This is a genomic window from Oerskovia sp. NPDC056781 (genome assembly GCF_042789955.1).
GTDB classification, from domain to species: Bacteria; Actinomycetota; Actinomycetes; order Actinomycetales; family Cellulomonadaceae; genus Oerskovia; species Oerskovia rustica.
On sequence record NZ_JBHUAD010000049.1, the window covers coordinates 1 to 21,779 of the forward strand.

General features: G+C 73.4%; 21 protein-coding genes. 8 read left to right on the plus strand and 13 right to left on the minus strand.

All coding sequences use genetic code 11. The features are described from left to right. Positions 1 to 59 precede the first annotated feature (59 nt). The 6 genes from hemL to hemE all read right to left on the minus strand — a co-directional run bounded on the left by hemL (position 60) and on the right by hemE (position 7,455). Positions 60 to 1,433 carry a glutamate-1-semialdehyde 2,1-aminomutase gene (gene hemL, locus ACFRCR_RS06500; protein ID WP_377676228.1) on the minus strand — a complete coding sequence of 458 codons (1,374 nt, stop codon included), beginning with the start codon at positions 1,431 to 1,433 and terminating at the stop codon, positions 60 to 62. A 5-nt stretch (positions 1,434 to 1,438) separates the two neighbouring features. After that, a complete protein-coding gene (hemB, locus tag ACFRCR_RS06505) occupies positions 1,439 to 2,389 on the minus strand; it encodes a porphobilinogen synthase (protein WP_377676229.1) in 951 nt (316 codons plus the stop codon). Positions 2,390 to 2,421: 32 nt separating this feature from the next. Further along, on the minus strand, positions 2,422 to 3,411 hold the full coding sequence (locus tag ACFRCR_RS06510) for a uroporphyrinogen-III synthase (protein WP_377676210.1): 990 nt from the start codon (positions 3,409 to 3,411) through the stop codon (positions 2,422 to 2,424). Then, a complete protein-coding gene (gene hemC / locus ACFRCR_RS06515; RefSeq protein WP_377676211.1) occupies positions 3,411 to 4,598 on the minus strand; it encodes a hydroxymethylbilane synthase in 1,188 nt (395 codons plus the stop codon). Before hemC ends, ACFRCR_RS06510 begins: the two co-directional genes overlap by 1 nt. Before the next feature lie 163 nt (positions 4,599 to 4,761). After that, a complete protein-coding gene (locus ACFRCR_RS06520; protein ID WP_377676212.1) occupies positions 4,762 to 6,291 on the minus strand; it encodes a protoporphyrinogen/coproporphyrinogen oxidase in 1,530 nt (509 codons plus the stop codon). Positions 6,292 to 6,345: 54 nt separating this feature from the next. Beyond that, entirely contained in the window at positions 6,346 to 7,455 is a 1,110-nt protein-coding gene (hemE, locus tag ACFRCR_RS06525) for a uroporphyrinogen decarboxylase (RefSeq protein ID WP_377676213.1), read from the minus strand. A 49-nt stretch (positions 7,456 to 7,504) separates the two neighbouring features. Here hemE and ACFRCR_RS06530 point away from each other — a divergent pair, with 49 nt between their 5' ends. After that, positions 7,505 to 9,025, plus strand: a complete 1,521-nt coding sequence (locus tag ACFRCR_RS06530) for a glutamyl-tRNA reductase (RefSeq protein WP_377676214.1) — start codon at positions 7,505 to 7,507, stop codon at positions 9,023 to 9,025. A gap of 23 nt (positions 9,026 to 9,048) precedes the next feature. On the opposite strand, the gene ACFRCR_RS06535 is transcribed toward ACFRCR_RS06530, so the two are convergent. Further along, entirely contained in the window at positions 9,049 to 9,474 is a 426-nt protein-coding gene (locus ACFRCR_RS06535) for an NUDIX domain-containing protein (protein ID WP_377676215.1), read from the minus strand. 237 nt (positions 9,475 to 9,711) lie between these two features. On the opposite strand from ACFRCR_RS06535, the gene ACFRCR_RS06540 reads away from it, so the two are divergent. Genes ACFRCR_RS06540 through ACFRCR_RS06550 form a run of 3 tightly spaced genes read left to right on the plus strand, consistent with a single transcriptional unit; the run spans position 9,712 to position 12,531 of the window. Beyond that, on the plus strand, positions 9,712 to 10,926 hold the full coding sequence (locus tag ACFRCR_RS06540) for an SHOCT domain-containing protein (protein ID WP_377676216.1): 1,215 nt from the start codon (positions 9,712 to 9,714) through the stop codon (positions 10,924 to 10,926). Between the two features lie 10 nt (positions 10,927 to 10,936). Then, a complete protein-coding gene (locus ACFRCR_RS06545; RefSeq protein ID WP_377676217.1) occupies positions 10,937 to 12,256 on the plus strand; it encodes a TFIIB-type zinc ribbon-containing protein in 1,320 nt (439 codons plus the stop codon). Continuing rightward, entirely contained in the window at positions 12,256 to 12,531 is a 276-nt protein-coding gene (locus ACFRCR_RS06550) for a hypothetical protein (RefSeq protein WP_377676218.1), read from the plus strand. The genes ACFRCR_RS06545 and ACFRCR_RS06550 overlap by 1 nt, the downstream gene beginning before the upstream one ends. Positions 12,532 to 12,579: 48 nt before the next feature. Here the strand turns inward: ACFRCR_RS06550 and ACFRCR_RS06555 are convergent, their stop codons facing one another. The 5 genes from ACFRCR_RS06555 to ACFRCR_RS06575 form a co-directional block, all read right to left on the minus strand. Then, the gene (locus ACFRCR_RS06555) at positions 12,580 to 13,230 is read right to left on the minus strand and encodes a hypothetical protein (protein ID WP_377676219.1); all 651 of its coding nucleotides are present in this window, start codon (positions 13,228 to 13,230) and stop codon (positions 12,580 to 12,582) included. A 125-nt stretch (positions 13,231 to 13,355) separates the two neighbouring features. Then, positions 13,356 to 13,820 (minus strand): hypothetical protein, encoded by a 465-nt coding sequence (locus tag ACFRCR_RS06560; protein ID WP_377676220.1) that lies wholly within the window; start codon positions 13,818 to 13,820, stop codon positions 13,356 to 13,358. Beyond that, entirely contained in the window at positions 13,817 to 14,302 is a 486-nt protein-coding gene (locus ACFRCR_RS06565) for a hypothetical protein (protein WP_377676221.1), read from the minus strand. Before ACFRCR_RS06565 ends, ACFRCR_RS06560 begins: the two co-directional genes overlap by 4 nt. After that, the gene (locus tag ACFRCR_RS06570; RefSeq protein WP_377676222.1) at positions 14,302 to 15,969 is read right to left on the minus strand and encodes a hypothetical protein; all 1,668 of its coding nucleotides are present in this window, start codon (positions 15,967 to 15,969) and stop codon (positions 14,302 to 14,304) included. Before ACFRCR_RS06570 ends, ACFRCR_RS06565 begins: the two co-directional genes overlap by 1 nt. A gap of 1 nt (position 15,970) precedes the next feature. Next, the gene (locus ACFRCR_RS06575) at positions 15,971 to 16,261 is read right to left on the minus strand and encodes a hypothetical protein (RefSeq protein ID WP_191797573.1); all 291 of its coding nucleotides are present in this window, start codon (positions 16,259 to 16,261) and stop codon (positions 15,971 to 15,973) included. Between the two features lie 135 nt (positions 16,262 to 16,396). Here ACFRCR_RS06575 and ACFRCR_RS06580 point away from each other — a divergent pair, with 135 nt between their 5' ends. From ACFRCR_RS06580 to ACFRCR_RS06590, 3 genes are all read left to right on the plus strand, one after another. Continuing rightward, positions 16,397 to 17,320 (plus strand): Ppx/GppA phosphatase family protein, encoded by a 924-nt coding sequence (locus ACFRCR_RS06580; protein WP_377676223.1) that lies wholly within the window; start codon positions 16,397 to 16,399, stop codon positions 17,318 to 17,320. A 129-nt stretch (positions 17,321 to 17,449) separates the two neighbouring features. Beyond that, entirely contained in the window at positions 17,450 to 17,791 is a 342-nt protein-coding gene (locus tag ACFRCR_RS06585) for a PadR family transcriptional regulator (RefSeq protein WP_377676224.1), read from the plus strand. Then, entirely contained in the window at positions 17,788 to 18,549 is a 762-nt protein-coding gene (locus tag ACFRCR_RS06590; RefSeq protein WP_377676225.1) for an HAAS signaling domain-containing protein, read from the plus strand. Before ACFRCR_RS06585 ends, ACFRCR_RS06590 begins: the two co-directional genes overlap by 4 nt. 100 nt (positions 18,550 to 18,649) lie before the next feature. Here the strand turns inward: ACFRCR_RS06590 and ACFRCR_RS06595 are convergent, their stop codons facing one another. Then, positions 18,650 to 20,113 carry a DUF2252 domain-containing protein gene (locus ACFRCR_RS06595; protein ID WP_377676226.1) on the minus strand — a complete coding sequence of 488 codons (1,464 nt, stop codon included), beginning with the start codon at positions 20,111 to 20,113 and terminating at the stop codon, positions 18,650 to 18,652. Positions 20,114 to 20,350: 237 nt separating this feature from the next. Here ACFRCR_RS06595 and ACFRCR_RS06600 point away from each other — a divergent pair, with 237 nt between their 5' ends. After that, a complete protein-coding gene (locus ACFRCR_RS06600) occupies positions 20,351 to 21,718 on the plus strand; it encodes an FAD-binding oxidoreductase (RefSeq protein ID WP_377676227.1) in 1,368 nt (455 codons plus the stop codon). The last annotated feature ends 61 nt before the right edge of the window (positions 21,719 to 21,779 follow it).

Sequence of the window (21,779 nt, forward strand, 5' to 3'; positions counted from 1 at the left end):
GAGGAAAGTGCCCGACGGCGCCGCTCACCCCGCCGGGCACCCTCACCTCGTGCGGGGGGCTAGCGCTGGGCGCGCGCTGCGGCCCTCGCCCCGGCCGGGAGCGCGGCGAGGATGCGCTCGACCGCTGCGTCGTCGTGCGCGGACGACACGAACCACGCCTCGAAGACCGACGGCGGCAGGTTGACCCCCGCCTCGAGCATCGCGTGGAAGAACGGCTTGTACCGGAACACGTCCTGCGCCTGGGCCTGCGCGTAGGTACGCACCCCGGCCGCGGCGGCGAAGTCGCCGAACATGATCGAGAACAGGTTTCCCGATCGCTGCAGGGCGTGCGGGACGCCCTCGGCGGTGAGGGCCGCGCTCGCGGCGTCGCCCACGACCTGGGCGACGTGGTCGACGCGGGCGTACACGGCGTCGTCGGCCAGGCGCAGTGTCGCGAGCCCCGCTGCGACCGCGACCGGGTTCCCGGACAGGGTGCCCGCCTGGTAGACCGGGCCGAGCGGCGCGAGCTGGTCCATGATCACGGCCGGGCCACCCAGGGCCGCGACGGGCATGCCGCCGCCGACGACCTTGCCGAACGTGAACAGGTCGGGCGTGTACGAGGGCTGCTCGCCCGCCGCGGCTGCACCCGACTCCAGGCCCCACCAGCCGCTCGGCCCCACGCGGAAGCCCGTGAGGACCTCGTCGAGGATCAGCAGCGCGCCGTGCTCGGCCGTGATGCGACGCAGGCCCTCGTTGAAACCCGGGCCGGGCGGCACGATGCCCATGTTCGCGGGGGCCGCTTCGGTGATGACCGCGGCGATCTCCGAGCCGCGCTCGGTGAACGCGCGCTCGACGGCCTCGAGGTCGTTGTACGGCAGGACCAGGGTCTCGGCCGCGCTGGCCTCGGTCACGCCGGCCGACCCGGGCAGGGCGAGCGTCGCGACGCCCGAGCCCGCCTCGGCGAGCAGCGCGTCGACGTGCCCGTGGTAGCAGCCCGCGAACTTGACGAGCAGGTTGCGGCCCGTGACGCCGCGCGCGAGGCGCACCGCGGTCATGGTCGCCTCGGTGCCCGTCGAGACGAGGCGCACGCGCTCGGCGGCAGGGACCCGACGGCGCACCTCCTCCGCGAGGTCGACCTCGCCCAGCGTCGGGGCGCCGAACGACAGGCCGCGCGCGGCGGCGTCCTGGACCGCGGCGACGACCGCGGGGTGCGCGTGGCCGAGCAGCGCGGGACCCCACGAGCACACGAGGTCCACGTACTCGCGGCCCGTCACGTCCGTGACGTACGCGCCGCGCGCGCTCGCGATGAACCGCGGGTCGCCGCCGACCGAGCCGTAGGCCCGCACGGGCGAGTTCACGCCGCCCGGGATCGCGCCCTGGGCGCGCACGAACGCCTCGTGGTTGTCGTGGAGGGTGGTCGCGCGCAGCGGCGAACCGGTCGGGTGGATGGTCATCGGTGTCACCGAATCCATTCTGCGATCTCGAGGGCCCAGTAGGTCAGGACGATGTCGGCGCCCGCACGCTTGATGCCGAGCACGGACTCCAGGACGGCGCCGCGCCGGTCGATCCAGCCGTTCGCGGCGGCCGCCTCGATCATCGCGTACTCGCCCGAGACCTGGTACGCCGCCACGGGGACGTCGCTGCGCTCGGCCACGGCCGCGAGCACGTCGAGGTACGAGCCCGCGGGCTTGACCATGACCATGTCGGCGCCCTCGGCCAGGTCGAGGTCCGCCTCACGCAGGCCCTCGCGGAAGTTCGCGGAGTCCATCTGGTAGGTGCGGCGGTCGCCCTGGAGCGTCGAGTCGACGGCCTCGCGGAACGGCCCGTAGAACGCGCTCGCGTACTTGGCGCTGTACGCCAGGATGCTCACGCCCGCGTGCCCGGCGTCGTCGAGGGCCTCGCGGATCACGGCGACCTGGCCGTCCATCATGCCCGACGGCGCCACGACCTCCGCGCCCGCCTCGGCCTGGGTGAGTGCCATCGAGGCGTAGCGGACGAGGGTCGCGTCGTTGTCGACCTCGCCAGCGGGGGTGAGCACCCCGCAGTGGCCGTGGTCGGTGAACTCGTCGAGGCACAGGTCGGCCATGACGACGGGGGCGGGACGGCCTGTGCCGGCGGCGGCGTCCCGGGCGGCGTCGCGCGCGATGCGGATCGCGCGGTTGAGGATGCCGTCGGGGGCGTCGGCCTGCGATCCGGTCGCGTCGCGGTGCGCGGGGATGCCGAACAGCATGACGCCGCCCAGCCCGGCCGCGGTCGCCTGCGCGACGGCGCCTGCGAGGCTCTCCTCGGTGTGCTGCACGATGCCCGGCATGGACCCGAGCGGCTTGGGCTCGGACAGGCCCTCCTTGACGAACAGGGGGAGCACGAGGTCGGCGGCGTGCAGCCGGGTCTCTGCGACGAGCCGGCGCATCTGCGGGGTCGAGCGCAGGCGGCGGGGACGGATCACGGGTGGTTCCTGCCTTCTGTCGGGGATGAGTCGTCAGGACGAGGTTCTGACAGGTGGGCGGCGACGCGCAGCACGGCCTCCGCCAGGGAGTCGTCGGTCGCCTTCTCGGCCACCGTGTCGATCCGCAGCCCGACGGCGTGCGCGGCCTCCGCCGTCGGCTCGCCGATCGCGACGCCCGCGACGCGCGGGTCCGCGCCGAGCTGGGCCGCGACCTCGCGCGCGACGCTGCCCGAGGTCAGCACGACCATGTCGACCTCGCCCGTGCGCCACGCGTCCACGACCTGCGAGGAGAGCGCGTGCGAGACGGTCCGGTACGCGGTCACGACGTGCGGGTCCCAGCCGCGGGCGCGCAGGCCGTCGGCCATCGCGGGCTTCGCGAGGTCGCCCTGGGGGAGGAGGACGCGCTGCGTCGCGTCGGTGGCCTTGCCGTCCGGTGTGGCCGAGGTTCCGTCCCGGTGTGCTTCGGCCAGCCGGTCGAACGCCGCGAGCAGCCCGCGCGCCGAGTTCACGCTCGCCTCGAGGTCGACCCGGATGCCTGCGGCCTCCAGCGCGCGTCGCGTCGCCGGCCCGACGGCCGCCCAACGGGTGGCAGGACCGGCGTCGTCCCCGGACCTGGCACGTGCCGACAGGTCGGCGAGCGAGACGCCCCGGCGTGCGGCGCTCGCGGTCAGCTCGTCGATCGCGTTGACGCTCGTGACCACGACCCACGCGAAGCCCGCGAGGCCCGCCACGGCGGCGTCCATCTCGGACGTGTCCTCGATGGGGGCGCGCTCGATCGCGGGGCTCACGAGCACGGTCGCACCCTGGGCGCGCAGCCGCGCCGCGAGGGGGGCGGCGCGCTCGGGGGAACGCGGGAGGAGGACGGTGGTACCGGCCAGCAGCTCGGGGTCCGTGGCGTCCGCTGTACCTGCGGCGTCCGCTGCCGGGCGCGCAGGCGCGGGCGGCAGGTCACGTCCGCGCTGCGGGTCGCGCAGGCGTCCAGGCATCAGCGCTGCTCCGGGCCCACGGGGGCGTCGGTGCCGCCGACCGGGGCCTCGCCGTCCGAGCCCTGAGTGTCGGCCGAGGGCGCGGTGCCCGGCGCCCACAGCGAGTCGGTCGTGGCCCCGGGCCCGGTCGCGCGCAGCGGCGCGAGGTCGGCGGCACCGGCGGCCAGCAGCGCGTCGGCGACCTGGATCCCGAGGCCGCCGGCGAGCGCGTCGGTCGCGACGGCGGTGTCGTGCGCCTCGGCCGACGAACGGACAGCGCTCGTAGAGCCCGCGGCGGCCCGGCCCGCAGCACCCGCGGGCGACGGCAGGGCGACCCGTGCCGAGTGCGTGAGGACCTGCCCGCCGTCGAGCCGGGCGACGACCGCCGCGAGCCGGATCTCGTCGTCCTCGACCACGGCGTGCGCGCCGACGGGCGCCGCGCAGCCTGCTTCGAGGCGTGCGAGGAGCGCGCGCTCGGCGAGGACCGCGAGGCGGGTCGGGAGGTGGTCGAGGCCCGCGACGACGTCGGCGAGGTCGAGCGGGCGGTCCGTGGCGCCGTCGGGCCGGAGGTCGAACGAGGACAGCGGCGAGAGGTCCGCGGTCCGCACCTCGACGCCCAGGGCCCCCTGCCCGGGGGCGGGGGCCATGACGCGCACGTCGATGACCTCGGAGACCGCGTCGAGGCGGCCGAGCCGTGAGAGCCCGGCGTACGCGAGGACGACGGCGTCGAGGTCGGCGTCGGGGCCGAGCGCCCGTGCGAGGCGGGTGTCGACGTTGCCGCGGATGTCGCGCACGTCGAGGTCCGGGCGCACCGCGAGGAGCTGGGCCGCGCGGCGGGGCGAGCCCGTGCCGACCTTGGCGCCGCGCGGCAGGGTCTCCAGCGTCCAGCCGTTGCGCGCGCACAGGACGTCGCGGGGGTTCTCCCGCTCGGGCGTCACGAGGGTCAGGCCCTCGGCCGCGCCGGTCGGGAGGTCCTTGAGGGAGTGCACGGCGACGTCGCAGCGGCCGTCGAGCAGCGCCTCGCGCAGCGCGGCTACGAACACCCCGGTGCCGCCCATCTGGGCGAGCGAGCCGGTGCGGACGTCGCCCTCGGTGCGGATGCGCACGATCTCGACCGGCTGCCCGGTCAGGGTCTCGATGCGCCTGGCGACGAGACCCGTCTGGGTCGTCGCGAGGGCGCTGCCACGGGTTCCGACACGAATGCTCACGCTTCCAGTGTCCTCTGCCGGGCGGTGAAGTCGAAATGCGCGTGGACCCGTCCGGTGCGGATTTCCGGGGAATTGTCCACCGAGTGACATCGACCTGACATGAAGTCATGACAAAGAGACGAATTGTCAGCACGTCGGGAAATGTCGCCGACGCGAGAATTGCTCAGAGCTGCTCGGCGGACTCCTGCGCGTGCCCCACGATCGCCGCGAGGCCCGTGCCCGCGATCCACCCGCCCGTGACCCCCAGGCCGTCGACGTGCGACACCCGCTCCACGAACGCCGCGACCTCACGCCGGTACACGGGCGTGGGCGGCGGGAGCGACCCGTTCCACCGCGTCGACAGGTGCTCGCGCACCTTGCCCTCCAGGTCCACGCCCAGCAGCACCGAGGCGTCGCGGACCACCTGGTCGAGCGCCGGCTCGACCGTCTCCCCGATGCGCCCGTAGCTCAGGCGCACCACGTGGTTCCCCGGCCCGACGGCGTCCGTCACCCGGGCGGCCAGCCACGGCCACTTCGCGGTCGAGTGGGTCAAGGCCTTGGCCTGGACCGGGTCGTGCGCACCCGCCCGGTGGTTCTCGTCGCGCGTCGACCACGTGCGCGGCTTCGGGGCGACCAGCAGGCCGCTCCCGCGCGGGGCCGCGTCGAGCGCTGGGGCCTCGAGCAGCAACGTCATGAGCCGGATGTCGGCACCCGGCTCGGGGTCCGGGACCGGGTCGGCCGTGCGGCCCGCGAGCGGCGACACCAGGTCCACGACCGCGGGCGTCGTCACGAGCAGGCGCGGCGCCCGGAACGTCGCCGGGCCCCCCAGGGTCTCGACCTGGACCGTCCAGCCCCCGTCCGTGGACCGGCTCAGGTCCACCACCTCGTGGCGCGTGAGCAGCACCCCTGCCGGGCCGGTGCTCCCGGCCGGAGCGGCGCCGTCGGGCCCCTCGCTCGTCACGGCGAGCGTGAGCTCCTCGACCAGGCGGTGCATGCCGCCCTCGATGCCGCGCACCGCCGAGCCCGCCGGCGCCTGCGCGCGCATCGCCGCGACCGCACGCGTCAGCGAACCCTCCCGGGCGTAGGCCTCGCGCAGGCCAGGAGCGACCGCGTCGACGTCGAGACGCTCGAGCGGCGCCGAGTGCACCCCCGCGGCGACCGGCGCCACGAGGCGCTCCGCGACACGGCGCCCCAGGCGCGAGCGCGCGAACGTCTCAAGGTTCTCCTCGTCGACCCAGCGGCGCGGCTTGACCCGGTCCAGCCCGGCCCGCAGAGCACCTGGCCAACCCACCGCACGCCGCACGTCGGCCGCGAACGGATGGGCCGGGATGCCCATGATCCCGGCCTTCGGCAGCGGGAAGGCGCGGCTCGCGGCGTAGCCCCAGGCGCCGAGCGGTGCAGGCTCGACGACCGTCAGGCCCAGGTCGGTGACCAGGTCGCCCACGGCGGAACCGCGCGCCGCGAAGGACTCCGCACCCACGTCGACGGACAGCCCCGTCGAGCCCAGCTTGTCGCCGTGCACAGGTCCGCCCGGGCGGTCGGCCGCCTCCAGGACGAGGACCCGCAGACCGCGGCGGCGCAACGTGCGCGCGGCGGTCAGACCGGCGATGCCGGCGCCGACGACCACGGCGTCGAACGAGCCGTGAGAGGAGGCGTCGGACGTGGCGTCGGACGACGAGGAAGGGCCGGACGATCCATCAGCAACGGGGTGCACACGTCAAGTGTGCCCCCGCTGCGAGGGTGTGTCAGACCGTGCGTGACGCAGAGGTCACGCAGGTTCTGACCCGTTCCGGACGGAATGGACCAGCTCGACCACCCGGGTCAGGACCGTCGGGTCCGTCTCGGGCGGCACCCCGTGGCCGAGGTTCACGACGTGCCCTGGCGCCGCGCCGCCACGACGCAGCACGTCGCGGACGTGCGCCTCGAGCACGGGCCACGGCGCCGCGAGCAGCGCCGGGTCGATGTTGCCCTGCACCGGCACGTACCCGCCGAGCGCCGCGGCGGCCTCGTCGAGCGGCGTGCGGTAGTCGACCCCCACGGTCGGGTGCGTCACGCCGGCCTCCGTCAGGGCGTCACGCATGGCGCCCAGCAGGTGCCCCGTGCCCGTCCCGAAGTGGATCGCAGGCACGCCCAGGTCGCTGACCTGCGACAACGCGACCGTGCTGCCCGGCTTGGCGCCCGCGAGGTAGTCCTCCAGGGACAGGCTCCCCGCCCACGAGTCGAACAGCTGGGCAGCGCTGGCCCCCGCCAGGACCTGAGCGCGCAGGAACGCACCCGTGATCTGCGCCGTCCACGCCGTGAGCCGCGCCCACGACTCGGGGTCCGCGTGCATCAGGGTGCGCGCCGCGAGGTGGTCGCGCGACGGCCGCCCCTCGACCAGGTACGCCGCGAGCGTGAACGGCGCCCCTGCGAACCCGATGAGAGGCGTCGACCCGAGCGCCGCGACCGTGAGCGCGACCGCCTCCGTCACCGGGGCGAGCGACTCCGGGGTGAGCTCGTGCTCGACGAGGCGCGCGACGTCGTCGGGCGTGCGGTACGCCTGGCCCATGACCGGGCCGACCCCCGGGACGATGTCGACCTCGACCCCCGCGAGCTTGAGCGGGATCACGATGTCCGAGAAGAAGATCCCCGCGTCCACGCCGTGCCGGCGCACCGGCTGGAGCGTGATCTCGCTCGCCATGTCCGGGCGCAGGCACGAGTCCAGCATGCCGACGCCCTGGCGCAGCTCGCGGTACTCGGGCAGCGACCGCCCGGCCTGTCGCATGAACCACACGGGGGTGGTCTCCGGTCGCTCGCCGCGCAATGCGCGCACGAGCGAGGAATTCGTCGTCCGACCGTCGACGAGAGGGTGGTTGTCGGAAAGCGCGGTGAACGTCACAAGAACCGATTCTGCCTTGTGCCCGACGCGGTGATTGAATCGGAGCACTGTGGTTCTCCTGTCGATGACTGCAAGTCACCACGAGCTGGACATGTCCACCCTCGAGCTCCTGTCCACCGGGGCCGGGTCGGTCGGGCGTGCGGCCGTCGCGACCTGCGAAGCGATCACCGGTGCCGTCGTCGTCTCGACGTGCAACCGGTTCGAGGTGTACCTGGACGTCGAGTCGCCCGTCGACGGCTGGGGCGTGCAGCACGCGTCGCGAGAGGTCGCGCGCCTCGTGGCCGCCGCGTCCGGCGTCGCGGAGGACGTCGCCGTCCGCGCGTTCTCCACCCGCACGGGGCCCGACGTCGCCGCCCACCTCTTCGAGGTCGCCGCCGGCCTCGACTCGATGGTCGTGGGCGAGCGGGAGATCGCCGGACAGGTCAAGCGCGCCCTCGAGGAAGCACGCGAGGGCGGCGTGACGTCGTCCACGCTCGAGCTCCTCTTCCAGACCGCGTCGCGGACCTCCAAGAAGATCAGCAACGAGACGACGCTCGGAGGCAACGGCCGGTCCGTCGTGTCCCTCGGGCTCGACCTCGCGAGCGCCGAGCTGCCGCCGTGGCGCCAGGTCCGAGCCGTGCTCATCGGCACCGGGTCGTACGCCGGGGCGTCGCTCGCGGCGCTGCGGGCCCGCGGGTGCGACGACGTCCGCGTGTACTCGGGGTCCGGGCGCGCCGAGCAGTTCGCGGCCGACCGCGGCGTCGTTGCCGTGACCGACCTGGTGGAGGCCCTCGAGGACGCCGACCTCGTCGTGTCGTGCAGCGGTGCGCGGGGGCGGGCGCTGGCTGGTGCGGGTGGTGCCGGGGCTGGTGCTGGCGGTGCTGCTGGTGCGCCGACGGTGACCGGATCGGGTGCCGAGGGCGACGCGCGGCCCGCCGAGGGCGACCTGTTGGTCGCCGGAGGTGACGAGACTCTGACCGAGGGTGACATGTTCGTCGGCGGCGGTGACGCGCTGGGCCACGTGCTCGACGCCGCCGCGGTGGTCCGCGCCCGGTCCCGCGCCGCGGAGGCCGCCGGCGACGAGGCGCCGCACCGGCCCATGGTCGTCCTCGACCTCGCCCTTCACCGCGACGTGGACCCACGGGTCGCCGACCTCGACGGTGTCCTGCTCTACGACCTGGCCTCCCTCAAGGCGCACTCACCCGCCCTGGGGTCGCTCGTCGTCGGGCAGGCCCGGACGATCGTCGACCGTGCGACGCAGGACTTCGAGGAGACGCGCCTGGGGCGCGCGGCCGACACGGCCGTCGTCGCGCTGCTCGACGACGCCGACCGGCGCATCGCGGCCGAGGTCGCCGAACGTGTGGCCGAGCGTCGGGCCGCGGGCGGCGAGGTCGACGACGCAGACACCGAGGCGCTCGCCCGTTCCGTCCGGCGCCGCGTGCACGCCGAGCTGCACGACGCGATCGTCGCGGCACGGGCGTCGGCGCTGGCCGCGGCCCGCGAGGAGGCCTCGGCCGTGGTGGCCGACGCGGAGGCGGCGATCCTGGGTGCCGACGTGCCGGACCGCGACGAGGTGTGCGCCGGCCGCTGAGCGCGCTCGGCCGGCACCGCAGGTCAGGCCGCGAGCTCTCCGGTCGCCGCCAGACGCTCCAGCACGATCCGGCCCGCGGGCGGCACCCGGTGCGCGTCCTGCGCGCCGACCCAGGTGAGCTCGCCGACCTCGGCACGGGGAGCAGGCTCGGGGGACCCGGGGAGCGGCGCGGCGTAGAGGCAGTGCATGCGCACGAGCCGCCCGCCCAGGCCGTGACCGGGCGCCTCGGCGACGAACCCGGACCTCACCGTGGCCGGGTCGAGCAGCACGCCGAGCTCCTCCTCGATCTCCCGGACCAGGGCCTGCTCGTCGCTCTCGCCGGGATCGAGCTTGCCGCCCGGCATGAAGAACAGGTCGTTGTCCCGGCTGCGGACGACGAGCAGCCGCCCGTCCACGACATGGATCCAGCCGACGGTCTTCAGGGGTTCCGTGAGGGGGGAGGAGGTCACGGGGAACATCCTGTCATCCGGCGCGTCACCCTCGGCGGACTGGTCGGTCACCCTCGGCGGGTGGGTGCGTCGCCCTCGGCGGTCCGGTCCGTGAGAGCCGATGCGCCGGAAACTCGCCGATAGTTCCGTTCCGGAACGAAAGTCGATACTGTGCCGATCGCGGACGGGCCCACACGGCCCGACGCGACGAACACAGGTCACGCGCGGCGCCGTCCGCCCGATCGGACGGAGAGCTCGATGGGATTCATCAAGGCCTTTGCTGGTGCCCTCGGAGGCACGCTCGCGGACCAGTGGAAGGACTTCCTGACGCCGCCGACGAACCTCGCGCCGACCGCGGCGCTCTTCCCGGCCGTCGCGCAGGGGCAGAACGCCGGGCGCGGGGCCAACACCAAGGGCTCGGCGAACATCATCACCAACGGGAGCCGCTTCGTCGTCCCTGAGGGGTACGGGCTCCTGACCTTCCAGGACGGTGCCCTCACGGGCTTCGTGGCCGAGCCGGGCGGCTACCTGTACACGTCCGACGACCAGAACTCCCAGTCGATCTTCGCCGGCAACGGCATCCTGAGCCCCCTGATCACGACGTCGTGGGAGCGGTTCAAGTTCGGCGGGCAGCCCGGGTCGCAGCAGCTCGGCTTCTACGTGAACCTCAAGGAGCTGCCGAACAACCGGTTCGGCACGCAGTCGGAGATCTACTGGGACGACGCCTACCTCGGCGCGCAGGTCGGCGCGATCACGCGCGGCACCTACTCCCTGCGCATCGTCGACCCCATCCTGTTCGTCAAGCAGTTCGTGCCGCTCACGTATCTCGGAGCGAGCGCGAAGGTCTTCGACTTCTCCGACCTCGACAACGACGCGGCGAGCCAGCTCTTCACCGAGGTCGTCGGCTCGCTCGCGGCGGCCTTCTCGAGCTACACCAACGACCCCGACAAGGGGAACCGGATCACTCGGATCCAGAGCGACTCGGTCGGCTTCGCGCAGTCCTTGGCGGGCGCGGTCGAGGAGGGCTACCAGTGGACCTCGTACCGTGGTCTGTCGATCGTCAAGGTCGCGCTCGCGGCGATCGAGTACGACGAGGACACGCGTGCGCTCCTCAGCGACGTCAAGAAGGCCGACGCGCTCGCCGGTGCCCGCGGCAACTCGTTCCTCCAGCAGGCCGCGGCGCGCGGCATCCAGGCCGCGGGGGAGAACCCGGGCGGTGCGGGAGGCGGTGCGAACATGGCGATCCTCGGCATGGGCATGAACGCCGCGGGTGGCGCGATGTCCGGGCTGCAGCAGCCCGTGGCGCCCGTCCAGCAGGCCCCGGTCCAGCAGGCGCCCGCTGCGCCGCCCACGCCTGCCCCGGCCGCTGACGACCCCGTCGCGAAGCTGACCCAGTTCAAGTCGCTGCTCGACCAGGGCCTCATCACCCAGGCGGACTACGACGCCGCCAAGGCCAAGGTCCTCGGGTTCTGAGGGACCGACGATGACCGTTCACCAGCCCGAGCCCGTCGCGCCGCCGCAGGTTCCCTCGCCGGTCTCGGCCGACGTGCCTGCGACCGACCTACCGGCGACCGACGCACCTGCGGTCGACGTGCCGGCGGCGGGCTGGCCGACCCCGGACGGGCCGACCGTCGTCCGCACCGACGAGGGCGCGACGGACGGCCTGGTCAAGTGCGCGCGGTGCGGGGCGACCGAGATCTCGCTCAACGTCGCGACGGGGAACCTGCGCTGCGGGTTCTGCCGGTACGAGTGGACCGACGCAGGCAGCCTCGTCGACCTCGGTCTCGACGGCGACATCGGCGCCCTGCGCGGGGTCGTGGGAGGGTCCGGCACGGCCGACATCGTCCCGTCGACCGACGAGGTCCTCACGTTCCGGTGCTCGGCCTGCGGGGCGGACGTCGTCGTCGACACCGCGCACGGTACCCAGGCGCGGTGCCACTGGTGCCGCAACATGCTGTCGGTCAACCAGCAGGTCCCCAACGGCGCGGTGCCCGACGTCGTGCTGCCGTTCCGGCTGCCCAAGGACGAGGCCGTGGCCCGCATCCGTGAGTTCGTCGGCAAGCGGCGGTTCTATGCCCACCAGACGTTCCGCGCGGAGTTCAGCCCGGAGACCGTCGTCGGCGTCTACATGCCGTACCTCGTCGCGGACCTCAACGCCGAGGCGCGCCTGGCCGGGCAGGGGGAGCGTCTGGTGCGGTCGTACACGGTCAAGGTCAGGGGTGCCGACGGCGAGGACCGCGACGAGCGGCGCTACGACTTCGACGTCTACGACGTGGTGCGCGAGTTCGACCTGCACGTCGACGACCTGACGATCGAGTCCTCCGCTGACCGGCGGGACCATACCGCGGGTGCGAGGACGAACAACGTCATCAACGCGATCCTGCCGTTCGACGTCGAGAACGCGGTGCGCTACGACTCCAACTACCTCTCGGGCTTCACGGCCGAGCGACGCGACACGGACATCGACGACGTGCGCGGTCCCGCGCTCGCGCAGGCCAAGGAGATCGCCCGGTACCGGGCGCTGGCCATGATCGACGCCTACGACCGCGGCGTCCGCTGGGACCAGCAACGGCTCGACGTCGTGGGCGAGCGCTGGGTCGCCGCCTACCTGCCGGTGTGGCTGTACTCCTACCGCGAGGTCCGTAAGAACGGGAGGTCGCTCCTGCACTACGTCGCGGTCAACGGGAGGACGGGGGAGACCATGGGGTCCGTCCCGGTCAACCGTGGCCGGCTGTTCGCGGTGTCCGTCGTCGTCGAGGCCGTGGCGGCCGTGGCGGCCCTCTTCGTCATGATCGGGTTCTGATGCACGCGCTCGCGCTGGACACGCTCACGGTCGTCGCCGAGTCCTCGTCCGGCGAGGAGGGATTCGTCAAGCTCGTCGCCGTCGTCGCGCTCCTCCTCGCCGGCCCGCTCTTCTACTGGCTGACGTGGCGGCGGTACCGCAACGCCGGCGAGCGGCACGACCACCGGAGGGAGACGCGGTCGGACGTGCGTGACGTCCGCGGCTCGGACACCCACGTGCGGCGGCTCATCGGTCGCACGAACAGCTCGATGTCCGGCGCGAACCACCGGTCGTAGCCGTCGGACCAGCGACGCGAGTCCCCGGGCGGCTGTTCGGAGCGGGTCTCAGTCCCACGACGTGACGCGGACGATCTGGTCGAAGAGCCCGGTCAACGGCTCCTCGAGCTCGCCCGCCGGCGCACTGAAGGCCACGAGGACGAACCGCTTGGTCCCCGGGACGGTCATCCAGTACTCCACCGCGACGGTCGGCAGGGTCTCGTCGCTGTCCGGGTCCGCGACGACGTGCCTGCGCGTGCGTCGGGCGACCTCCGAGGCTCCCGCCGTGAAGCGGTGCAGGGAGTCCGCGCCACCCTCGGTGAGGTCCGCGAGGCCGCGTTCGAGGATCGCCATGGTCGCGGAGGCACTGGTGCCGATCGCAGGCGTGAGGTGCTGCGCGGGGAGCGAGACCATCGCCGTGACCGGCAGCGGCACGCCTGGGACGATCGACAGGGCCACGTGGAACGCCTGGCCGTCACCCCCGATGGCGTCGTCGAGCGCACCGAGGACCCGGCGTTCGAACTCGATCCGCACGCTCGCGCGGTCGTCGGCCGGGCCCACCTGGGCCGCCACGAGTCGTCGGACCGAGGCGCGTGCCTCCGTGCGGTCGTGCAACGGGACCTGCCACCAGTTCCCGGGCAGTCGCAGGCGAAGCTGCGGGAGGGGAGCAGGAGGCACGGGCTCCTGCGGAGCCGCCGTGGTGGCCGGGGTGGTGTTCATCGTCGGTCTGCCTCTGTTCTCAGGGCCGGGTGCGGTGGGCGAGAAGGCCTCGTACACGGGCGTTCAGGCGTCGGCCCGCTCGCGGGAAGGGAGTCGTCGACGGCGGCGGCGGGCCACGAGGTACGTCACCGACCAGCCTCTGGCGGGGTGGCACCGAAGCGCCGCACCAGCTCGTGCTCGGGGAAGGTCAGCCTTCTCCAGGAGGCTTGCACGCCGGGGCCCAGCGCAGATCCCAGTGGCGCGACACGCATCGCGCGGTCGTCGCCGAGGCGGTCCGCGGCGTCCCGGTGCCCGAGGACGACGTCGACGTTGACGGCGTCGACCCCACCTGCACGTGCTCGCCAGACCTCCAGGACGGATGTCTCGACGACCTCGACGATCGTGTCGGGTCGTTCGGCGCTGAGCCCTGGCAGGTAGACGCGCAGGTCGACGTCCGTGGTGAACGGGGAGACGCGGGTCCGGGCCATGGCCTCGTCGACGTGGGGGTCCGCGGCGCAGACGGCGACGGCGAGGGCGTCGTCCGCGTGGGCCGCGGGCCGGCGCCGCGCGCCGCCGAGGAGGGCGAGAAGTGCTCGTGCATCGACGTTCATGTGTCGGACCGCTGGCCGTAGCGTTCGGCCAGGACGTCCGAGGGGACGACCACCGAGGACCGGTTGGTGCCGTTCTCCAGGCCGAGGGCGACGTCGATCCCCCTGTCCGTCATCGCGATGGCGCGGGAGTCGCCGATGCGGTCTCCGTCGACGAGCGGAGCGACGACGACGTCGAGGTTGATGCTCGAAGGTTCGGACGCGGAGGCGTTCCAGGCCTGGTCGAGGGCGGCGTCGATGGCGGCCAGGAGTGCCGCGTCGTCCTCCTCGCCGGTCGTCGGCATGGAGAGCCGGATGTCGAGGTCGTTCGCGAGGACGTCCGTGCGGTAGCGCACCATGGCATCCTCGACGCCCGGTGCGTTGGCGACGATCGCCTCGCGGACGTCCTCGGCGTCCTTCTCCGAGGAGCCCGAGCACGCGGTCAGGAGCAGGAGCGGGGCAAGCGCGATCCCGATCGTGGTGCGACGCCGAGGGTGAGGGCGCACTATTCGCTTCCTTCGTAGGTGTAGTAGGTCTCGCTGTCGCCGAAGAAGATCGACTGGTCCGCGCGGATCTTCTCGAAGGCGTCCTGGGTCGAGCCCGAGACGTAGCCGCCGTCGTGCAGCGAACCGTCGGAGAGGTGCTGGGCCGTGGTGGAGTACTTCCCGGCGTCGTGGCGCCCTGCGTCGAAGAACGGACTGGACGAGGGTGCGGAGGGACCGTCCCACGTGTCCGTCTCGACGGTGACCCAGCGGTCGTGCGGTGCGGTCGGCGCTTCCCCGTCCAGTCGGTGGACCGGGTCGCCCCGGTGCTGGTAGGAGACGACCGAGACCCCCGACGGGATGTCCATCGCGTCGACCGGTGCACCGGCCACGACGATCGCCTCGATGTTGTACGGGAGGTCCGGGTCGGCGGCGAACTTGCCCGCGAGGATCCCTCCCTGGCTGAAACCGACCATCATCACGTGGTCCTCGGGGCCGATGCCCGCCTTCTCCATGGCCTGCAGCACCATCCGCTCGTACGCGGCCTGCTGGTCGGGGGTGAGCATGAGGGTCAGGTTGGAACCCAGGTCGTTGGCGGCGCCGGTGTCGCTGCCGAGCTCCCAGTCCTGCGTGCTCGGCGGGATCACGCGCCAGACGGGCAACCCGTCGGGTCCTGTGCCGACCCGGACGATCCGGACGACCGTGCTGTCCGCTCCTCCGAGGAGGTCCACGTCCTGAGCGTCCTTGAGGGCCTGGGCGTACGGGTCGTCCGTGGGGGACTCGACCGTGACGCCCGTGAACCGCATCTCGGGCGTCTCGCTGGCGACCTCGGCCCACAGCGCCGGCACGAGGATCGGCGCGAGCCCCTTGAGCAGGATCATCGTGGCGCCGATCCCGGCGTCGAGGACCTGGTCCCAGGTGACCCACCCCAGGAGCGCGGGGATCGAGTACACCACGAACGCGAGGACGACGAGCGCGAACGCGAGGACGACGACCACGACGTCGGAGAGCCACTGGAGCACCTGCTCCAGGACGTCCGCGAGCCACTGGTCGACCATCGCGAGGAAGTCCCCGACGGGGGCGAAGAACGCTCCGACCTTGTCCCCGAAGCTGTCGTTGAGCTGGTCCAGCACCGGTCGGATCGCGTCGGCCGCGCGGCGGGCGGCCTCGTCCTTCGCGTCCTCGGCGTCCTGGAACCTCCGCACGGCGACGTCGAGCGCCTCCTCGCGATCCCTCACCAGGGCACCGGCTCGGCGCACCTCGTCGTGGGCGTCGTCCATGGCGTTGCCCGAGGCACCGGAGGCCGCGGCCAGGTAGACGTCCTGCTCGGCCTGGTCCTGCCGGGTGTACAGCGACCAGAGCTGGTTGCGCTCGTCGTCGACCACGGCGAGCGCGGCCCGTGCCTCGGCCTGGGCGTCCGCGAGCGCGACGGCGTACACCTTGATCGCGTGAGCGGTCGTCTCGTAGCGGGGGATCACGTCCTCGACGGCGCCGGACACGTCGAGCGTCCGTTCGTGCAGGGCGTCGGCCGCCCTGCCGAAGGACTCGGTGCGGTTCGAGAGGTCCGCGAGGCCGCGGCTGACCTCTCTGATCTGTTCGGCGACGGACAGATAGCGGGTACCGGCCTGCTCGAGCTGTCCGGGCTCTCCGCTGAGCGGCTCGAGGTACGGGACCGCGGAGGCGTGCACCATGTCAGAACTCCACTGTCCGGAGCTGTGCCGCGGTGGCTTCGTCGAGCTCGCGGAACGTGTCGCAGATGGCTTGCGTGGCGTCCGCGACGGCCTGGATCTCCTCGCTGAGCCTCTCGCGCCGGATGTTCCACGCGCTCGCGAAGTCGTCGATCGCGCTGCCGAGGCGTCGGTGGCCGGCGGCGTCGGCGAGCCCGCGGTTGAACTCCTCGGCAGCGAGGAACTCGGTGCGCAGGGCGCGCAGGCCGGTTGCGGCGTCGGCCATCGCATCGAGGTCGAGCTTCAGGTCAGGCACGTGTCTCTCCTCGGTGCGGGTTCCAGGAGGACGATATCGGAGAAGTGCGTCGTCGAGGATGGGGAGACCTCCCCATGGGCGACGGCCGGGGCGCGGCACCGGGCCCGCCCTGCTCACGCCCGCTACCGTGGGGCGATGAGACTGGGAGTGCTCGACATCGGTTCCAACACGGTCCACATGCTCGTCGTGGACGCGGTTCGTGGGGCGCGTCCGGACCCGACGGCGTCGGGCAGGTCCGTGGTCCGTCTCATGCGGTACCTGCAGCCTGACGGCTCGATCTCGGCCGAGGGCGTCGACGCCCTCCTCGAGGCCGCCGACAAGGCCGCGGAGCTGGCCCGCGAGTACGAGGTCGAGGAGTCGTTGGCGCTCGCCACGTCGGCGCTGCGCGAGGCGAGCAACGGCGCGGAGGTGCTGGCAGCCATCGAGGAGCGCGTGGGCGTCCCGATCGAGGTCCTCTCGGGGCCCGAGGAGGCGCGTCTGACGTTTCTCGCCGCGCGCCGCTGGCACGGCTGGGCGTCGGGTCGGCTCATGGTGCTCGACATCGGTGGCGGGTCGCTCGAGATCGCGTCAGGGCTCGACGAGGAGCCGGACGTCGCGGTCTCGGTGCCGCTCGGCGCCGGGCGGATGACGATCGAGTTCCTGCCGGACGACCCGCCCTCGGCCAAGCAGGTCGCGGCGCTCCGGGCTCACGTCCGGGAGGTGCTGGCGGGGGCGCTCGGCGAGGTCAAGAGGCTGCCGCGCCCGGACCACGTGGTCGCGACGTCCAAGACGTTCCGGTCGCTCGCGCGGCTCGCGGGCATGAAGGTCGCGGTCGTCGGGCCGGAGGAGCGGTGGCGCATGGAGCGCTCGCAGCTCTCCGACTGGGTTCCGCGCCTCGCACGCATCCCGGCCACGGGCCGCACGGAGCTGCCGGGCATCACGGCCGAGCGGACCTATCAGATCGTGGCCGGAGGCGTCGTCGCGGAGGAGACCATGAAGGCGCTCAAGGTCGCCGAGGTCGAGATCTGCCCGTGGGCCCTGCGCGAGGGCGCGATCCTGCGTCGCCTCGACCAGATCTGACCCGGCCCGGCCCTCGGAGCCCGGCGGCACGGCGGCACGGCAGCACGGCGGCACGGCGGCATCCGAGGGTCGCGACATCACCCGAAGAGACCCTTCCCGGCCCACACCCGTCCTGCTACCTTGTGTCGCATGGTACCTACCGAGGACATGATCCTCACCAACCTCCGGCGGGGGGCGATCGAGTACTGCGTGCTCGCCCTCCTGGCCGACGACGAGTGGTACGGGCTGGACATCGCCCGCCGCCTGTCCGTCGACGGCGTCCTCCTGGGCGGCGAGGGCACGCTCTACCCGCTCCTCGCGCGGTTGCGCAAGGGCGGGCTCGTGGAGACGCACTGGCGGGAGTCCGACGCCGGGCCGCCCCGCCGCTACTACGCGCTGACCCCGGAGGGACGCGCGGCCCTCGAGACCTTCGCCCGCACCTGGGCGCCCTTCCGCGACGCCGTCGACTCGACCCTGGGGAGCCACCGATGAACGACACGACCGACGCGATCACCACCTACCTCGACGACCTCGGTCGGATGCTCGCGCACCTCGACCCGGCCGAGCGGGCCGACGTCCTGGGCGGTGTGCGCGAGCACGTCGACGCGAGCCTGGCCGAGCTGGGGCACGTGCCCACCGACCAGGAGGTCGCGGCGATCCTGGCGTCGCTGGGCGCTCCCGAGGACGTCGCGCGGGTCGCGTCCGGGGACCCCCGGGTCTCGCCGCCCGACGGCGGAGCCACCCCTCGTCCGTCCCTCACCGCCGCGTGGGTCGCCCCGGTCGTGTTCGGGCTCGTGATCGCGGGCATCGTCGGTGCACCGCTGCTCCTCCCGGGCGTCCTGTGGCTGGTCGCCGCGGTCCTGCTGGGAGCCTCACCCCTGTGGACCGCGAACGAGAAGGTCTGGGGGATCGTCTCGAGCTTCGCCGCAGGTGCCGCGTGGCTCGGGGTCACGGGCATGATGCTGCTGCCGTCCACGTCCTGCATGTCGGTCAGCTCTCTGTCCGCAGCGGGAACCTCGGCCTCGGCCTCGGCCTCGGGCGCGATCGCGGCCGACGGCGGCGAGGGCGGCTTCCACGCGCCGACGACCGGGGACTTCACGACCACGTGCGACGCCGCGGGCGCGAACGTCGGCGGGATCGTCATGACCGTCCTGCTCGGGGCGGTCGTGCTGACCGGTCTCGTGCTCCAGGTGGTCCTTCTCCGCCGCGGGCTCGCGCGGTCGGCAGCGGGCCGGACCACGGGCGCCTGAGCCGGCCCCACCTCGCGCGACGCACCCCGGCCACGGCGGGACGGGACGTGTCCGCGCGAGGTGGGCGGCGCCGTCGGGCCCGGGGGAGGTCCCCCGGGCGTCAGACGCCCAGGACCGCCTCCACGTCCCCCGCCGCGATAGCGTCCACGAGCGCCCGGTGGTCCAGGGCGTTCTGGTCCGCGTAGCGCTTCGCGAACTCGGCGAACGAGCGGTCGGCGACGTCGCCCTTGCCGAGGTAGGCGCTGATCGCGAGCGCGTCGCCCGAGCGGGCGTGGCCGCGCGCGAGGACCCACGCGCACATCTGCGCGTACGCGGCCATGGCGACCGGGAGCATGGACTCGAGGTCGGCCGAGACCTTCCAGTCCCAGAGCTGGCGAAAGTAGTAGTCGTGCCGGCGGTCGTCGGCGCCGTGCACCGTGTTCCAGCCGAGCAGGGCGTCGCTCGTCGCCTGCAGGAGCCGTTGGCCCTCGACCACGCGCCGCCCGTTCTCGGGGTAGGGGCTCGCCGAGGTGTACGGCTCGAGCACCGACGACTCGGCCTCCTTGACCTGCAGGAACAGCGGGTCGTCGTTGTCCCGGCCCACGAGCAGCGCGACCCAGCACCGCGTCCCGACGCTCCCCACCCCGACCACGCGCCGCGCCAGGTCGACGAGGCGGTAGCGCTCGAGCAGGATGCGGCGGGCTCCCGTGAGCGACTCGCCGTACGTCGCGAGGGCCGTGGTCACGACGCCGAGGTACCGGGCCTGCTCCTCGGCGTCGTAGAGGTCACGGACCGGGACGAGCAGGGGCGGGTTGCTCTGGAAGCGCAGCTCGCCGTCGTCCTGGAGGACCGTGAGCCGGCGGCGGGCCTTCTGCCGGTCCTTGGTGCGCGCCTTCCGCAGGGCCTTGTGGAGGTTGTCCATGACGGCCGGCGTGACCGAGCCGCGCCACCTGTCGACGATCTCGTCGCCGCGGAGCTGCACGTGCCACAGGTCGAGGTGGCCCAGGTCCGCGAACGATCGCAGGGTCTCGCGGTAGGCGCGTCCCGCGCCGAGCACGATCCGCTCGCGCTCGTGGCGCGACATGCCGCGGTGACGGCCCGCGATCTCGAGGCTCGCGACGAGCCGTTGCACGTCCCACTCGAACGGGCCGCGGTGCGTCTCGTCGAAGTCGTTGACGTCGAACACGAGCGATCTCTCGGGGGACGCGAAGCCGCCGAAGTTCGCGAGGTGCGCGTCGCCGCAGAGCTGGACGGTGAGCCCCGTCCGGGGCCCGGCGCCGAGGTCGGCCGCCATGACCGCCGCCGCCCCGCGGTAGAACGAGAACGGCGTCGCGGCCATGCGCCCCATGCGTAGCGGGACGAGCTCGGGGACGCGGCTCGCGTTCTGGGCCTGGAGGATCGCGACGGGGTCGCGGCGGTCGGCGGCCGGCTCCCAGGAGGCGGTCGAGCGACGGTGGAGGAGCGTGCGTGCGGCACGTCCCTGCTCCTTGCGGTACTCCGGCGGCGGTGTCCCGCGCAGGGGTGGCCGGCCGTCGGGCCGGGTGGGCCCCTGGGTCGGGGACTGGTCCGTCGCGTGCTGGGGCATCGTCGCTCCTCGGGTCCGGGGCGTGCGGGGCGCCCTCGCTCATCATGGCGCGCACGGTCACCGTGGGCGCGGTGGAGGGTCACCGTCGGCGGACATCTCGGTCACCGCGGGCGTTCGCGGGCGTCACCCTCGGCGGACAATTCCGTCACCCTCGGCGGACGTGTCACCGGGAGCGCTCCCAACCCTCTCTCTGTGGTAGCGCTGCTCCGCGCTCCCCACCGTCCGAGAGGGACTTCCATGACTGCCCACGAGACCACGCAGGACGTCGTGCTCGCCGCGCTCGCACAGGGCGTGACCGGCCGGGTCCTCGCCGGCACCGACCCCGACGCCAGGCTCTCCGGCATGAACGTCGCCGTCGAGCACCGTCCTGACTACGTCGTCCACGCCACCTCCGCCGACGACGTCCAGGCGACCGTCCGCACCGCCCAGCGCTTCGGGCTGCCCGTCACCGTGTTCAGCACGGGGCACGGGTTCGCGCGCGGGATCGACGGCGGCATCGCCCTGAGCACCGCCGGCCTGACCGGGGTCGAGGTCGACCAGCCCGCCCGCACTGCCCGCATCGCGGCCGGCTCCCGGTGGAGGGACGTGCTCGACGTCGTCACGCCCCTCGGGCTCGCGGCCGTCACCGGGTCCTCGCCCGACGTGGGAGCCGTCGGCTTCCTCCTCGGCGGCGGGATCGGCCCCCTCGCGCGCGAGGTCGGCTTCGGCTCGAGCTACCTCGTCGCCGCCGACGTCGTCACGGGCGACGGCACCCTGCTCCACGTCGACGACGAGCACCACCCGGAGATCCTGCGCGCGCTGCGCGGCGGCAAGTGGGGACTCGGCATCGTCACCTCGGTGACGGTCCGTCTGCTCAACCTCGAGAGGGTGACGGGCGGGAACTTCTTCGCCCTCGGGGACGACGCCGCGACGCTCTTCCGGGCGTACGCGGAGTGGGTCCCGAGCGCGCCGTCCGACATCACGACCTCGATCGCGCTGCTGCGCCTGCCGCCGCTCGAGTTCCTGCCCGAGCCGCTGCGCGGTCAGTACGTCGCGAACGTCCGCGTGGCCTCGACCCGCCCGCTGGCCGAGGTCGAGAGCGCCATCGCCCCCCTGCGGACCACGGTCCCGATCCTCATGGACACGATCGCCGAGATCCCCTACGCGGCGATCGGGGGAGTGCACGCCGACCCGACCGAGCCCATGCCGTTCATGGACGGGTCGACCCTGCTCCACACGTTCGAGCCGGAGACCGCCGAGGCCGTGCTCGCGGTCGCAGGACCGCAGACGCAGACCCCGCTCATGATGACCGAGATCCGCCACCTCGGCGGCGCGCTCGCCGACGGCACGCACGGCCCCGACTCCGTGACGGGACGCGACGCCGCGTTCGCGCTCTTCACGATCGGCCTGCCCGTCCCCGAGCTGTTCGAGACGGCCGTGCCCGCGGCGATCAACGGCCTGCTCGAGGCGACGCAGCCCTGGTCGCTCGGTCGCACCCAGGCCAACTTCGCCGGCTCGATCAGCCAGGCGGCGCCGATCGACCTGTGGTCACCGGCCGACCAGGCGCACCTCGCGACCGTGCGCCGCGAGATCGACCCCGACGGGAGGTTCGCGCTGCCGGTGTGAACTGCTGCCGCCACCGAGGTAGACCCGTGTGCGCGAGGTAGACCTCCCGGAGGTCTACCTC

Coding starts and splice junctions, on each gene's coding strand:
- hemL (WP_377676228.1), bottom strand. CDS start 1,433: ATGACCATCCACCCGACCGGTTCGCCGCTGCGCGCGACCACCCTCCAC.
- hemB (WP_377676229.1), bottom strand. CDS start 2,389: ATGCGCCGGCTCGTCGCAGAGACCCGGCTGCACGCCGCCGACCTCGTG.
- ACFRCR_RS06510 (WP_377676210.1), bottom strand. CDS start 3,411: ATGCCTGGACGCCTGCGCGACCCGCAGCGCGGACGTGACCTGCCGCCC.
- ACFRCR_RS06540 (WP_377676216.1), top strand. CDS start 9,712: ATGGGATTCATCAAGGCCTTTGCTGGTGCCCTCGGAGGCACGCTCGCG.
- ACFRCR_RS06545 (WP_377676217.1), top strand. CDS start 10,937: ATGACCGTTCACCAGCCCGAGCCCGTCGCGCCGCCGCAGGTTCCCTCG.
- ACFRCR_RS06550 (WP_377676218.1), top strand. CDS start 12,256: ATGCACGCGCTCGCGCTGGACACGCTCACGGTCGTCGCCGAGTCCTCG.
- ACFRCR_RS06555 (WP_377676219.1), bottom strand. CDS start 13,230: ATGAACACCACCCCGGCCACCACGGCGGCTCCGCAGGAGCCCGTGCCT.
- ACFRCR_RS06560 (WP_377676220.1), bottom strand. CDS start 13,820: ATGAACGTCGATGCACGAGCACTTCTCGCCCTCCTCGGCGGCGCGCGG.
- ACFRCR_RS06570 (WP_377676222.1), bottom strand. CDS start 15,969: ATGGTGCACGCCTCCGCGGTCCCGTACCTCGAGCCGCTCAGCGGAGAG.
- ACFRCR_RS06580 (WP_377676223.1), top strand. CDS start 16,397: ATGAGACTGGGAGTGCTCGACATCGGTTCCAACACGGTCCACATGCTC.
- ACFRCR_RS06585 (WP_377676224.1), top strand. CDS start 17,450: ATGGTACCTACCGAGGACATGATCCTCACCAACCTCCGGCGGGGGGCG.
- ACFRCR_RS06590 (WP_377676225.1), top strand. CDS start 17,788: ATGAACGACACGACCGACGCGATCACCACCTACCTCGACGACCTCGGT.
- ACFRCR_RS06595 (WP_377676226.1), bottom strand. CDS start 20,113: ATGCCCCAGCACGCGACGGACCAGTCCCCGACCCAGGGGCCCACCCGG.
- ACFRCR_RS06600 (WP_377676227.1), top strand. CDS start 20,351: ATGACTGCCCACGAGACCACGCAGGACGTCGTGCTCGCCGCGCTCGCA.